At 74.2% G+C, this 13,200-nt stretch carries 13 protein-coding genes; 11 read left to right on the top strand and 2 right to left on the bottom strand.

Features of this window, described 5'->3' with window-relative positions; all coding sequences use genetic code 11:
- The first annotated feature begins 54 nt into the window (after positions 1 to 54).
- The 7 genes from AMK16_RS29900 to AMK16_RS38630 all read left to right on the top strand — a co-directional run bounded on the left by AMK16_RS29900 (position 55) and on the right by AMK16_RS38630 (position 5,833).
- Complete coding sequence (locus AMK16_RS29900) at positions 55 to 729, top strand: ScbR family autoregulator-binding transcription factor (RefSeq protein WP_073920459.1); 675 nt, start codon at positions 55 to 57, stop codon at positions 727 to 729.
- A 234-nt stretch (positions 730 to 963) separates the two neighbouring features.
- Positions 964 to 1,647, top strand: coding sequence for a ScbR family autoregulator-binding transcription factor (locus AMK16_RS29905; protein ID WP_073920460.1), 684 nt, complete (start codon positions 964 to 966; stop codon positions 1,645 to 1,647).
- Positions 1,648 to 1,886: 239 nt separating this feature from the next.
- The gene (locus AMK16_RS29910) at positions 1,887 to 2,756 is read left to right on the top strand and encodes an AfsR/SARP family transcriptional regulator (protein WP_073920461.1); all 870 of its coding nucleotides are present in this window, start codon (positions 1,887 to 1,889) and stop codon (positions 2,754 to 2,756) included.
- A 126-nt stretch (positions 2,757 to 2,882) separates the two neighbouring features.
- Positions 2,883 to 3,635: a ScbR family autoregulator-binding transcription factor gene (locus AMK16_RS29915; protein WP_073920462.1), complete on the top strand. Its 753-nt coding sequence runs from the start codon at positions 2,883 to 2,885 to the stop codon at positions 3,633 to 3,635.
- On the top strand, positions 3,632 to 3,796 hold the full coding sequence (locus AMK16_RS36395; RefSeq protein ID WP_158071263.1) for a hypothetical protein: 165 nt from the start codon (positions 3,632 to 3,634) through the stop codon (positions 3,794 to 3,796). Before AMK16_RS29915 ends, AMK16_RS36395 begins: the two co-directional genes overlap by 4 nt.
- Positions 3,797 to 4,694: 898 nt before the next feature.
- Entirely contained in the window at positions 4,695 to 5,528 is an 834-nt protein-coding gene (locus AMK16_RS29920; RefSeq protein ID WP_073920463.1) for an AfsR/SARP family transcriptional regulator, read from the top strand.
- Positions 5,529 to 5,602: 74 nt separating this feature from the next.
- Entirely contained in the window at positions 5,603 to 5,833 is a 231-nt protein-coding gene (locus AMK16_RS38630; RefSeq protein WP_073920464.1) for a mycothiol transferase, read from the top strand.
- Here AMK16_RS38630 and AMK16_RS29930 read toward each other — a convergent pair.
- Complete coding sequence (locus AMK16_RS29930) at positions 5,739 to 6,287, bottom strand: flavoprotein (protein WP_073920465.1); 549 nt, start codon at positions 6,285 to 6,287, stop codon at positions 5,739 to 5,741. The two genes, AMK16_RS38630 and AMK16_RS29930, sit on opposite strands and share 95 nt — an antisense overlap.
- A 486-nt stretch (positions 6,288 to 6,773) precedes the next feature.
- On the opposite strand from AMK16_RS29930, the gene AMK16_RS29940 reads away from it, so the two are divergent.
- The 4 genes from AMK16_RS29940 to AMK16_RS29955 all read left to right on the top strand — a co-directional run bounded on the left by AMK16_RS29940 (position 6,774) and on the right by AMK16_RS29955 (position 12,250).
- The gene (locus tag AMK16_RS29940; protein WP_079191816.1) at positions 6,774 to 8,072 is read left to right on the top strand and encodes a helix-turn-helix domain-containing protein; all 1,299 of its coding nucleotides are present in this window, start codon (positions 6,774 to 6,776) and stop codon (positions 8,070 to 8,072) included.
- A gap of 65 nt (positions 8,073 to 8,137) precedes the next feature.
- On the top strand, positions 8,138 to 9,100 hold the full coding sequence (locus AMK16_RS29945) for an SRPBCC family protein (RefSeq protein WP_073920467.1): 963 nt from the start codon (positions 8,138 to 8,140) through the stop codon (positions 9,098 to 9,100).
- A 22-nt stretch (positions 9,101 to 9,122) separates the two neighbouring features.
- Positions 9,123 to 10,028, top strand: coding sequence for a 4'-phosphopantetheinyl transferase family protein (locus tag AMK16_RS29950; protein WP_073920468.1), 906 nt, complete (start codon positions 9,123 to 9,125; stop codon positions 10,026 to 10,028).
- A 188-nt stretch (positions 10,029 to 10,216) separates the two neighbouring features.
- Positions 10,217 to 12,250, top strand: a complete 2,034-nt coding sequence (locus tag AMK16_RS29955; protein WP_073920469.1) for a condensation domain-containing protein — start codon at positions 10,217 to 10,219, stop codon at positions 12,248 to 12,250.
- A 28-nt stretch (positions 12,251 to 12,278) separates the two neighbouring features.
- Here AMK16_RS29955 and AMK16_RS29960 read toward each other — a convergent pair whose 3' ends face one another.
- Positions 12,279 to 13,100 carry an AfsR/SARP family transcriptional regulator gene (locus AMK16_RS29960; RefSeq protein WP_073920470.1) on the bottom strand — a complete coding sequence of 274 codons (822 nt, stop codon included), beginning with the start codon at positions 13,098 to 13,100 and terminating at the stop codon, positions 12,279 to 12,281.
- Between the last annotated feature and the right edge of the window lie 100 nt (positions 13,101 to 13,200).

A 13,200-nucleotide genomic window follows, 5' to 3' on the forward strand; every position in this document is an offset into this window, starting at 1 on the left:
GTGGATCCTGTACGGGGATCCGGCAAGCGCGATCCCTCGAACAACGGAGGCACCGTGGCACGGCAAGAGCGTGCGGTACGTACGCGTCGCGCGATCTTGGAAGCGGCGGCGGCGGTCTTCGACGAGCGCGGCTACGACGCGGCCACCATCGCCGACATCCTCTCCCGGGCGGGCGTCACCAAGGGCGCCCTCTACTTCCACTTCTCCTCCAAGCAGGAGCTGGCCCAGGGCGTGCTCGAAGAGCAGTTCGCCGAGGGCGGGGTGCCCCACCGGGAGAGCAAGCTGCAGGAACTCGCGGACGTCGCGATGGTGCTGGCGTACCGGATGAAGCGCGAACCGATGCTCAGCGCGGGGGCCCGGCTCTCCCTGGGCCCCGGCATGCGCGACATCTTCGGCGGGGGGTCCGTACCGGGCTGGATCGAATTCACGCGCGCCCTGCTCTGCGAGGCGAAGGAGCAGGGCGAACTGCTGCCGCACGTGAATCCCGCCGAGACGGCCTGGATCCTCTCCGCATGCTGGACGGGTGCGCAGATCTTCTCGCAGACCCTCAACGAACGGACGGACCTCGAACAGCGGGTGGCCGCCGTCTACCAGCACATCTACCCGAGCATCGCCACGCCGGCGGTGCTCGCCAGGCTGGACCTGGACCCCGACCGGGGGCGGCGGGTGACCGCGGAGATGGGGCTCGGGCCGGAGCCGGTGCAGGAGCCCGAACTGGCGCTGCCGTGAGGCCGCGCCCCGCGGATCGCGGTTCCCGTCCCGGCGGCTGAGGGACGATCCCCTCGTCCTGGCGGTGGTGAGGGCGCGCGGACCGGGTATACGGCCTGAAGTGCGTTCGCGGGGCGGGCTGGTGTGTCACGGCTCCAGTGGGACACGAGCCGCGCTCCGTTGCGGCCGCAGACTGTGGCCGCCAAGATCCCGTACCCCTCTGGGCAAACCGCATTGGCGGTTTGTGGAGACTTCATGGTCAAGCAGGAGCGTGCGGCCCGCACGCGAGAAACTCTGATCCGTGCTGCGGCGGAGGTGTTCGCCGAGCAGGGCTTCGTCACCGCGTCGATCGCGGCGATCAGCCGACGGGCCGGTGTGAGCGCCGGCGGTCTGCACTTCCACTTCGAGAGCAAGACCGCGCTCGCCCAGGCCGTCGAGGACCGGGCGGCCGAGGCGCTGAGGGAGGTCACCGCCGGGAGACGGGCCGTGGCGGGGCCGGTGGACGGCAACGCCCTCCAGGTGCTGGTGGATGCCACCCACGACCTGATGGCCCTGCTGGCGGCGGACGTCGTGGTCCGGGCGGGCTTCGGGCTGTGTGCGGACGTCTCCCGCACGAGCGGGGTCGACCTGCGCCGGCAGTGGCGCCTGTGGGTCGAGGAGGCCACGCGGGCCGCGGCGCGGCAGGGGGAGCTGGCCGACGGGCTCTCCCCGCAGGACGCGGCGAGTGTGGTGGTGGCCTCCACCGTGGGGCTGGAGGTCCTGGGCGCCGGTGAACGGGACTGGCTCGCGCCGCACGCGCTCGCCCGGTTCTGGGCGCTGGTCCTTCCGCGGCTCGCGGCCGACCGGACGCTGGGTGTGCTGGTCCCGGAAGGGGCGGGCGGGTCGGCTGGTGTGACTGGCCGTGATTGCGTCGCGCAGCGGGGCGAAATACCAGACTGACCGGTCTGTTTGAGGAGGGGGTGACGCCCCTCCTGTGGCCTTTGTCGAGGGGTGGTTGAGGGGTTCGGCCGCTGGCGGTGGATGTGGAACAAAAGGCGAAACCGCAGGTGGAAATGGGTTCTTGAGCCATGCTGGGGTCGCGCTGGTCTTCAAAACAGCACAACCGGTTTGATATTGACAAACCGTCGGTCCTGTTTTCTACTGACTGTGCGACTCATCCAAGGACAGGGGAGTACGGCGTGGACATCGATGTACTGGGCGCGTTGGCTGTGCGGGAGAACGGGATCTCCATCACGCCGACCGCCCCCAAGCCCCGGCAGGTCCTGGCGCTCCTGGCCCTCCATGCCGATCAGGTGGTGCCCGTATCGGCGCTCATAGAAGAGCTGTGGGCGGGTGAACCGCCGCGCAGTGCGCGGACGACGCTCCAGACGTACGTCCTGCAGTTACGTGCCCTCATCGCGACCGCCCTGGAGCGGGGCGCGGCCGACGGCGAGCAGTCCGGTGCGGACCCGGATGCCGCGCCGGGCGCGGCCGTGCGGACCGCCAAGGACATACTCGTGACGCTGCCGGGCGGCTATCTGCTGAGCAGTGGTGGCGGCACCCTGGACGTCCGGGAGTTCGACCGGCTCGCCGGGACCGGCTACCGCGCGATGGACGCGGGGGACTTCCCCGCCGCGGCGCGGCTGCTGCGCGAGGCCCTGGCCCTGTGGACCGGGCCCGCCTTCGCCGACGTACAGGGCGGGGTCCAGCTGGACATGGAGATCCGGCGGCTCGAGGAGACGCGGCTGTGCGCCCTCGACCAGCGGATCGAGGCCGATCTGCGGCTGGGCCGGCACCGGGAGCTGCTGGCCGAGCTGACCGTGCTGGCGACCCGCTACCGCACGCACGAGAACCTGCACGGCCAGTTCATGCTCGCCCTGCACCGCTCGGGCCGGCGCGGTGAGGCGCTGGACGTCTACCAGCGGCTGCGCGGAACGCTGGTGCGCGAGCTGGGGCTGGAGCCGTCCGTGGCGCTGCGGCGCCTGCAGCGCTCCATCCTGATGGCGGGTCCGGAGAGCCTGTCCGAGCCCGCCGTCGAGCCCGGGGGCGAGCGGCTCGTACGGGTCTGACGTCGCCGTGGTTCGCAGGTCACCGGGGGCCCTGGGGCCTTTCGGGACCACCGCTCTCCGCCCTCCGGCCCCCAGGGGCCCGCGAGGGGCGGGGGCTTTGTCGGCGGCGGAAAAGGAGACGGCTCGGTGCAGGAGAGGTCGGAGCGGACCCGCAGGCGGCTGGTCTGCGCCGGGGCCGAGATGTTCCACCGCAACGGCTACGCCAACGCGACGCTGGGTGAGATCGCGGGCGCGGCCGGGGTGACGAAGGGGGCGCTGTACTTCCACTTCGCCTCCAAGGACGAACTGGCGGAGGCGGTGCAGCAGCGGGGGTACGCCCTGCTGCACGATGCGGTACGGGCCCTGCGCGAAGCGGGGGCGTCGCCGCTGCAGGCGCTGATCGACATCACGCACTGGCTGGCGCGGACGCTGCACGAGGACCCGGCGGTCCCGGCGAGCTTCCGGATCACCAAGGAGTGCGGGGCGGGACCCCGGGGGCCGGCCGGGGCGCGGCCGGTGGTGGTGGACTTCCACGCGGCGTGGATCTCGGCGGTGTGCACGTTGCTCCGGCTGGCACGGGACACGGGGGAACTCCCGGCGGCGGGCGGCCGCTGGGAGAGCACCGAGGCGCTGGTGGCGGCCGTCGCGTGCGGGATCGAGGTCTTGTCCGGGACGGGGATGCCGTACGCAGAGCTGCAGCGGAAGGTGGCGGCCATGTGGGCCCTGCTGCTGCCGGGCCTCGTGGACGGCGAGCGGGTGCGGGAGTACCGGACGGCGGGGCGGGGCGGCACGGCGGCCGGCTCCGGGGCGGCTGCGGCGGGCGGGCAGTGGTGCGACGAGGCCGTGGAGTTCCTCGGGGGCGGGGTGGGAGGGGCGCAGGCGGTGCGGAGCGCGCTGTGAGCGGTGGGACGGTGGTTCCGCTGTGGGCGGCCCCGCTGGGAGGAGTCGCGCCGACGGGAGCGGTGCCGAACGGGAAGGCGGGCGGCGCCGAGGGCGACGGGGGCGGCGTGGTGCCGCTGCCGCCGGGCGACGTGGTCGGGGGAGACCCGGCGGGCGAGTAGCTCGGCTGGCGCGTGGTCCGGGGCTGCGGGATCCGGGACCGGACCGGCGGGCGAGGGGGCGGGCGCGCTTCGGCGTCGTGACCCTCGGGTGTGTGAGGGGCGCCGGAGCGCCGTCCGGCCGGGGCGCCGGGATAGGGCGGAACCGGCTGGGGGGTCGGCATCAACGGCGTTGGGTGGCGCGGTGGTTCATGCGTGGGCGTGCTGTCCGTGGGGGTGCCGTACGGCTGTCGTCGGTGCGGGTGCGGGTGCGGGTGCGGGTGCGGGTGCGGGTGCGAGGTGGGGTGGGCGCGGCGGGGTGTGTGGTCGGGCGGATCTCGGCATGGAGGGGTGGGGCGTGGAGGGGCGGGGCGTGCCCGGCGGGGGGTTTCTGGTTTTGGGTGGGGCGCGTGGTGGCGTCGGTCATGGGTCGGGAGTGTCTGTCGGGCTGGGACGTACGGCCGGGGTGGATTCCGTTTGAGGAGGGTGCCCCGGCCCGGGCGGGGCTCGGACGGCACGCCGGTGCAGGGCCGGCGGTGGGGCGGGGGGAGTGCCGGTCCGGGGCGGGGGCGCGGCAGGTGTGGGTTCCGGTGTCGCTTGCGGGCCTGGTGGGGGGCGTACGGCGGATTCGGGCCGGTGTGGGCCGGGAGTCCGGGGTGGGTTCGGTTCGTCCCCCCGGCAGGGGCGGCGGAGTCCGGGGCGCGAGGCGTGAGGGGCTGGATTTGGACATCGGGGTGGGGCTTCCGGGGGCGGTCCAGGCGGTGTTCCGCCGGGATGCGGCGGCAGGTTCGCGGCCGTGGGGCGGGGCTTGGAGGGGGGCTCGAAAGGGGCTTGAGGATCCGGTGACATCGTTCGGGGCCCGCTACCGTGCCCCGAGTCGAAGGCCGAACGACGAGGGACTCGACGACTTGCGGAGGAGACCGTGAAGATTCAGGTGCTGGGTCCGTTGAGTGCCGAGGTCAACGGGGGTTCGATCGTTCCGACCGCACGCAAGCCGCGGCAGATCCTGACGCTCCTCGCCCTCTACCCGGGGCGGGTGATGCCGGTGCCCACGCTCATGGAGGAGCTCTGGGGCACCGACCTCCCGCAGAGTGCGCTCACGACCCTCCAGACCTACATACTCCAGCTGCGCCGGCGGCTCGGGACCGCCATGGGGCCGGGCGGCGGCCCGGGAAGTCCTGGTGGCGCGAAAGAGGTCCTTGCCACGCGGCACGGCGGGTACCTGCTGCAGATCCCGCCGGAGGCGGTGGACGTGCACGAGTACGAGACCCTCGTGGCCCGGGGGCACAGCGACTTCGAGCAGGGCGACGACGAGAGCGCTGCGGCCATGCTGCGCGCGGCGCTCGCGCTGTGGCAGGGGCCCGCCCTGGTCGACGTACGGGTGGGACCGATCCTGGAGATCGAGGTGATGAGGCTGGAGGAGAGCCGGCTGGTCACCGTGGAACGGCGGATCGACGTGGACCTGCGGCTGGGCCGGCACACGGAACTGCTGGCCGAACTGACCGAGCTGATCGCCCGGCATCCGCAGCACGAGGGGCTGCACTCGCAGGCGATGGTCGCGCTGTACCGGTCGGGGCGCCAGGCGACGGCCCTGGACGTGTACCGCCGGCTGCGGGGCCGGCTGATCGAGGACCTGGGCGTGGAACCGTCACCGCAGCTCCAGCGCCTGCACCAGGCGATGCTGACGGTGGATCCGGCGCTGGACGTGCAGGCGGGACCGAAGCGGGGGTCGACCTTCGACCTGTACGCCGTCTGAGCCCGGGTGCCCGGGCGGGGCCGCTCACCGGCCCGCGGGCGCACGTGCGGGGGTCCGGCCGGTGGCGCCGACCGGTGGCGCCGTCCGGGCTGAGCCTGCCGGTGCTGGTGCGACACCTGGCGGAGGTGGAGCGGGGATGGTTCCGCAACGTCATGGGCGGTGAGACGCAAGCGGCTGCTTGCGCGGGAACGCGGCCGGGAAGCGGACGCCTCAGGCCTGGGCGGTGCCGGGGCGGTTCAGGGCGTCGAGTGCGGCCTGCCAGGGAAAGTGCGGCGGGTCGTCCTGGCCGGCCGGCCCGGGGGTGAAGCCGCCCTCGCCGTAGAGGAGTTCCACACCGGCGCCGCGCAGGGCGGCGAGGGACTGGTCGAAGCGGGGGTGTGCGGCCAGCGCGGCGTTGGTGCAGGGCATGGCCACGACGGGAATGCCCTTGCCGATCGCCTCGGCCGCGACGCCCACGGCGAAGCGGTCGGTCAGGCCGAGGGCCCACGCATTGACGGAGTTGAAGGTGACCGGCGCGAAGAGCAGCGCGTCGGCCTGCGGCCACACGTCGGCCTCGCCGGGCAGCTTGTACTGCCAGCGCACGGGATGACCGGTGAGCGCGGCCAGCCCGTCGAGGCTCCCGGCCACCCAGTGCGCCGCGGTGGGGGTGAGACCCAGGCACACGTCCCAGCCACTGGCCTGGGCGTTCTCGATCACGTGGGCCACGTCGAAGACGGGCGGTGCGGCGGAGCAGAGCAGGTAGAGAGTCCTCATGGTCATGTCGCCATATGATCATATCGAGGGTCCTCAACCATGCTTGAGGAAATCTGCTTCGCGCCGCCGGGGCATCGGCGCGCGGGGCGGCACGCGGGTCGGCGGCCCGGCCTGCTGGAGCCCTCCTGGCTGTTCGGCCAGCCGATGTCGTCGTCCGGGTGGGTCCTGCGCGCCGCGTCCGGGCGCCGGGCGGAGGGCCGGGTGGGCGTGGTGTGGGCTGCGGGCGTCCAGGACGCGCGGGATGCGCACACCGATGGCCTCATCGTCGACTCCAGGGCGCTTCGTACCAGAAAAGAGCAGGGCGCCGGCCGGGGGCAGGGCCGGGTTCTGGAGAGTCTGCCTCGGCCCCGTGGAGGAACGCTCGAGGAGCGCATGACGTGCGCATGAGGCCGGCCGCGAAGGCGTGGCAAAGGTTTGCCCGCCTGTTGCCGGGCGTCCTACGCTCGTTGCCGGTTCCCGACAGATTTCTTGCCCGCGACCTCAGGGATGCTCATGCTGCGACAGCCCGCGTTCGGACACCGCCTGAGAAAGCTACGGACGGCCCGGGGGCTGTCCCAGACGGCACTGGCAGGCGAGGGCATGTCCACCGGCTACCTCTCCCGTCTGGAGTCCGGGGCGCGCCAGCCGACCGAGCGGGCCGTGGGGTACCTGGCGGACCGACTGGGTCTGGAGTCCGCAGACTTCGAGGAGCCGGCCACCGGTTCGCTGGCCCACGCGCTCACCCTCGCGGCGTCCACCGGGTCCCCCGACGCCGTCGAGGCGTTGCGCCGGGCACTGGCTGCCGAGGGCCACGAGAGCCCGGTACTGCGCTGGCAGGCGCTGTGGCTCCTGGCACGGGCCGCACGCATCCAGGGCGACCACGCGCTGGAGCGGGACCGGCTGGACCAACTCGTCGGCCTCGGCGAGGAAGTGGGCGTCAGCGAGCTTCGCGTACGCGGTCTGACCCGGCTCGCCCGCTGCCTGCGGTCCATCGGGGAGATCACCCCGGCCCTGGACGCTGCCGTCGAGGCCCACCGGATCGCGCTGCGCGAGGAGCTGGGCGTGGAGGACCGGGCCACCGCCCTGCTGGCGCTCGTGTCCGTCCAGGCCGAGGCGGGCCGCATCGGCGACGCGCGTGTGCACGCCGACGAGCTGACCGTCCTCGTCGAGGGCCGCTCCGACGCGCTGTGGGCCGAGGCGATGTGGACGGCCGCTGCCGTCCGCATGCGTCTGGGCGACTACCCCGGCGCCCAGTCCTGCCTGGACGACGCCCTCGACCGCTTCGGCAGCCAGGAGGACCTGGTCCTGTGGATCCGGCTGCGCCTGGCCACGGCCCGGCTGCACCTGCAGAAGCTGCCGGCCGATCCGGAGCAGGCGCAGCGCCGCGCCGCCGAGGCCGAGGCCGCCCTCGCCTTCGTGGGCACACCGGCCCTGCGGCAGGACCTGACCGCGCTCAAGGCCGACCTCGCCTTCGCCACCGGCCGCTACGACGACGCGCGCGACCTGCTCGGCACGCTGGCCGCCGATCAGCCGAGGATGACCTACCGCGGCCAGGTACGGCTGGAGATCCTGCGCCACCAGCTGCTGATCCTGGGTGGCGACCCCTCCGGGATCCAGGGCCTGCGCGATCTGGCACAGCAGGCACAGGAGGACGCCAACATCGACCTGGCCGCCGAGATCTGGCGGGTGCTGGCCGACGCGCTGACCCAGGCGGGCCACGCAGGTCAGGTGGTTCACGCAGGTCAGGCGGGCCACGCAGGTCAGGTGGGTCAGGCGGGCCGGCTCAGCGGGGTCTCGGCCGTCGGGGGTTGAGGAAGGCTCGAGTCCCCTGGTGCAGCCTGGAGCGCATCGTCGAACGATCAGGGGAGGTACGTCTCATGTCGTCGCAGCGCGTGCACGCGAGCGAGCAGACGGCGTGGGTGTCCGCTCCGGCCGGCGTGGTCTACGGACTGTTGGCCGACGCCGTCCGCTGGCCGCTCCTGCTGCCCCCGCCCGTCCACGTCGAGCGGATGGACTTCGACGGGGTCCGGGAACGGCTGCGGCTCTGGGACGTGCGGGACGGGCTGGTTCGCTCCTTCCACCTACGCCGGGCGCTGCACCCGCACACGAGGACCGTCGAGTTCGAGCAGGAGGACACCGCCCGCCCGGGCGCGCCCACGGCCGGCGTCTGGACGGTGGAGGAGCACGGCGGGACGCGATCGCTGCTGACGCTGCGCCAGGAGCGCACCCTGGAGGGACTGCCCGCCGCCGAGACCGGGCGCAGCCGGCAGGAGTGGCAGGCGGAACCGGCAGAGCAGCTCGCCCACATGAAGGCGATCGCCGAGCGCTGGGACCGCCTGGACCAGCTGCTGCTCTCCTTCGAGGACAGCGTGCACGTCGAGGGCCCCGCCGAGCTGGTCTACGACTTCCTCTACCGGATCGAGGACTGGCCCGAGCGCGTCCCGCACGTGGAATCGGCCGACGTGGTCGAGGACGTACCCGGCGTGCAGCTGGCCATCGTGGACACCTGCGCCACCCCCGACGGCCGGACGCTCACCACCCGCTCGGTCCGGCTGTGCTTCCCCTCGGCCGCACGGATCGTCCACAAGGAGCTGACGACGTCCCGCCTGGTCGCCGCGCACAGCGGCGAGTGGTCCCTGGTCCCGGACGGGAGCGGCGTACGGGTCGTCTGCGCGCAACGGGTGATGCTGCGCGAAGAGGCGGTCGAGGAGGTGCTGGGCGCCGGCACCGATCTCGTCGAGGCCCGGCGGTACGTACGCACATGGCTGGGGCGGGCCGCTGCCGAGACGCTGCGCCTGGCCAAGTGGCACGCCCAGAGCGCCGTCCGCCGTCTGCGATGAGCACGAGAAGGAGGCCGTAACGATGGCCCTCACCCGGCCCCGCCCCGAGCCCCTCGACGCACCCCTGCACATCGCCGGCCCCGAAGGCCCCTGGGACGAGGTGGGCGACCGGCTCGACGACACGGGCCGGGCGGTCATCCGCACCACGTGGGGCCAGTGGCTGGCGGCCGTGCTGCTGGACCCCGCGCTGCGGCCCCTGCTCGGGAGCGACTGGCCGCGCTACCGGCAGACGGCCGCCGCGGCCGGGAGGATGCGCTTCGCCGTGTCGCGCTTCGTGGTGAAGCACACCGCCGCCGCCGCGCTGGGCGTCCCCGTGGACACCCTGGACCTGGGCTACGAGCCGGACGGGCAGCCCCGGGTGCGGGGCGACGGCGAAGGTGTGGAGGTGAGCCTGGCGCACGCCGGTGAGCTGATCGTGGTCGGCGTCAGCCGCACCGGCCCGATCGGTGTGGAGGTGGTGCCCGCGGACCGTGACGTCTCCCGCGAGGCGCCGCCCGGGCACCTGTGCACGGCGGAGGAACGCGCGGCACTGGCCGCGCTGCCCGAGAGCGAACGCCGGGGCCGGCTGCTGTGGCTGTGGACCGTGAAGGAGGCCCACGCGAAGGCACTGGGGCCGGGGCTGCGCCGCCGCTCCTGCGCCGTCGGGTTCGTCCACGACGACGGGGGCCACCCCGCCCTGGCCGGCGCGGCGGATCAGGGGGCCGCGGCCGGGGTGTGGAGCTTCGCCACCCATCTCGTCGAGGACCGCTACCTGGTCGGCGCCGCGCACCGGCGCCTGCCTGCCCTTCCGGCGGTCCCGGCGCCGGTCGACACCGGTTCGCGAAGCGCTCCAGCACCGCTTGAGGAAAGGGGCCCCGGGCCGGGGGACCACCTACGCTTTCTGCGACCGGTGACCTCCGGCCGGGGCGAGGAAAGGTGGACGCCGTGAACGCAGGACAACTCCGCGCGGTGCCCTTCGCGCCGGCCCCGCTGTGCCGTGCCCGTGCCGGCGACTGACGAGCACGCGGCGGGCGCGCGGGCCGGCGGCGTGCGCGGCGATGGTCTGCGGGCCGACGGTGTCGGGGCCGGACGCGCGCGGGCCGGACGTGTGCGGGCCGACGGTGTGCGGGCCGGAGGGTGAGCCGCCACGACGCCGCGGACGGGCCCGGGCCGGTCCTCGCGGTGGTGCACGAGGCGGGCCGCGCCGCCTCCGGCTCCGCGCTCGTCCTCGGCCTGCGCGGGCTTCGCCACGATGCGGACGCCGAGCTGTTCGCCGCCCGCATCGCCGAACGGCACCGCCGCTTCCAGGTCACCCTGGACTGCCACGGACCGGGCCGCCACACCCTGCGCCTCCTCCCGGACGCCGCCGCGCCCGGCCCCGCGACGCTGGACGCCGAGCTGCTGGCCGACCTGCTGGGCCCCTACCCGGGCGCGGGCGAGCCGCTGGCCCTGGCCGGCTACCGGCGCGAACTGCTCGTGGAGGCCGTCACCCGCCCCGACGGACCCGACCCGCACCTGGAGCAGATCCACTGGAACTGGTCGGGGCCGCTCGACCGGGCCCGCTTCCGCGCGGCCTGGCAGTCCGTCTGCGCGCGGGAGTCGATCCTGCGGGCCGCCTTCGACTGGACGGCGGTGCCACGGCTCCTGCTGCACCCGTGCGCCGAGGTGGAGATCGTCCACCGCACCCGCGCCGGCACCACCTGGCAGGAACTACTCGACGAGGACCGGCGCCACGGCTTCGCCCTCAACCGCCCGCCGCTGCTGCGCCTGACGCTGCTGGAGGGCGAGCCGGGGGCGCCCACCCGGGTGCTCCTGACCTGCCACCGCGCCCTGCTCGACGAGCGCGGGGTCCACCTGCTGCTGCGCGAGTTCTACCGCGCCTACCTGGCCGGAGGCGCCCTGCCCGGCGGTGAGCGCCGCCCCGACCTGCGGGACCACGCGCGCTGGCTGGGCCGGCAGAGCGCCGAGGGCGCCCGGGACCTGTGGACGCGCACCGCACCCCCGCGCCGCGCCGCGACCGCCCCCGGACGCCCCGGCGGGGACACCCGGCAGAGGGGCGACGGACACCTGCGCCGGCGGCTGGGCGAGCCGTACGGCTCCCGGCTGCGCTCCTGGGCCGCGGCCCGCGGCGTCGGCGAGAGCAGCGCCCTGCACGCCGTGTGGGCGCTGCTGCTGTACCGGGCGGCGGCCACCGAGGGCCCCCTGCCGGTGAGTTTCGGCGTCCGGCTCTCCGGCGGCGACATCGTGCTGCCCGGGGCCGCCGGCATCCCCGGGCTGCTCGGCAGCCCGCTGCCGATGACGGTGCGGGTGGACCCCGCGGCCCCCTTCAGCGGCCTGCTGCGGCAGGTGCGCGACGCCCGGCTGGACATGGCCGCCTACCCGTGGGTCTGCGGGGACCACATCCGCGAGTGGACCGGCCGCCCCCCGGGGGAGCGGCTCACAGACACCGTCGTCGTCTTCGACGGCCCGGCCGGTCCGGGGACGGGTGTACGCCGCGAGCTGGAGGCGCAGGGCATCGAGGTGGACGAACCGCGTACCGTCGGCGCCGGAACCGGCCTGCCCGTCACGCTCGTCGCCCGGCACGCGAGCGGCGGCGCGCTGGTGCTCGACGCCGTCTACGACCGGGCGCGCCTGGCCGACGCGGACGCCGCCGCGGCGCTCGGCCAGTGCGTCGGGCTGCTGCGGGCCCTGACCGAACTGCGGGATCCCGATCCCACCGTCGCGCAGGTGCTGGACCTGCTGGCGGACGTCGATACCCCCTCCATGGCCCCCCGGCCGCCCGCGCCGCGGCGCACCGCCGTGAGAACGCTGCGCAGGGGATCGCCCTCGGCGGACGTGTTCTGCCTGCTCACCGTCCCCGGCGTGGTGGACGGCTGTTACGAGCTGTTCACCCGCGACCACCAAGGCCCGGAGACGATCGTGGCGTTGGAGCTGGACGGCCCTCCCGGCGCGGCGGTGCCCGCCGCCCTCAGCGCTCTGCCGCTCTCCGGCGGGCGGCTGGTGCTGTGCGGGTGCGGGCCCGGCGCGGTGGCGGCGTACGACCTCGCGCGGGCTCTCGCGCACGGGAAGGGCTCCGCGGTGAGCGTCGTCATGACGGGCCTCGGCGGTCCCCGGAGCAGCGCGGACGCGCTCGCCCGGGGGCTCGCCGGGGTGCCCGTGCGGCGCGCCTGACCCGCCGCACGGGCGGCGCCGACACTCCCTACGCCGCGAACAGGTCGAAGGTCGAGGTGCGGCGCGGTCCGGCGAGCACGTCGAGCTGCGGATCGACGGCCAGCATGGCCTGGTGAAGCCGCTGGAGCTGCGGTGACGGCTCCACGCCCAGGTCCTCGATCAGCCGGGCCCGCAGCCGGCGGTAGACGTCCAGCGCGCTCGCCTGCCGGCCCGAGCGGTACAGCGCCACCATGACCTGCGAGTGCAGTCCCTCGTGCTGGGGGTGGCGCGCGGTCAGCTCGGTGAGCTCGGCGATCAGTTCGCAGTGCCGGCCCAGCCGCAAGTCGGCGTCGATCCGCCGCTCCACGGTGACGAGGCGGCTCTCCTCCAGGCGCATCACCTCGATGTCGAGGATCGGCCCGACCCGTACGTCGACCAGTGCCGGACCCCGCCACAGGTCCAGAGCGGCCCGGTAGCGGGCGGCGGAGACCAGGCTGTCGCCGGACTCGAAGGCCGCCTGGCCCTCTCGGACGAGGCGTTCGTAGTCGTACACGTCGACGCCGGCCTCGGGTATCTGCAGCAGGTAGCCGCCGTGCCGGGTGACCAGCACCTCCTTGGCGCCGCCGGGAGCGTCGGGCCCCATCGCGGTGCCCAGCCGCCTGCGCAGCTGGAGAATGTACGTCTGCAGGGTGGTCAGCGCGCTCTGCGGCGGCTCGGTTCCCCAGATCTCCTCCATGAGGGTGGGAACCGGCATGACGCGCCCGGGATAGAGCGCGAGAAGTGCCAGGACCTGTCTTGGTTTTCCCGCGGTCGGAACTATGGATCCCCCGTTGACCTCGGCGCTCAGCGGACCCAGAACCTGAATTCTCACGGTCTCCTCCGTACTTCCTTGGCTCTTTCCCTCCGGTGACCAAGGAGCTGCCCCCGTTGGGGGCACGCTAGCCGGGGTAGACGTATTCCATCCCTTTCCT

The organism is Streptomyces sp. CB00455 (assembly GCF_001905445.1).
Taxonomy (GTDB): Bacteria; Actinomycetota; Actinomycetes; order Streptomycetales; family Streptomycetaceae; genus Streptomyces.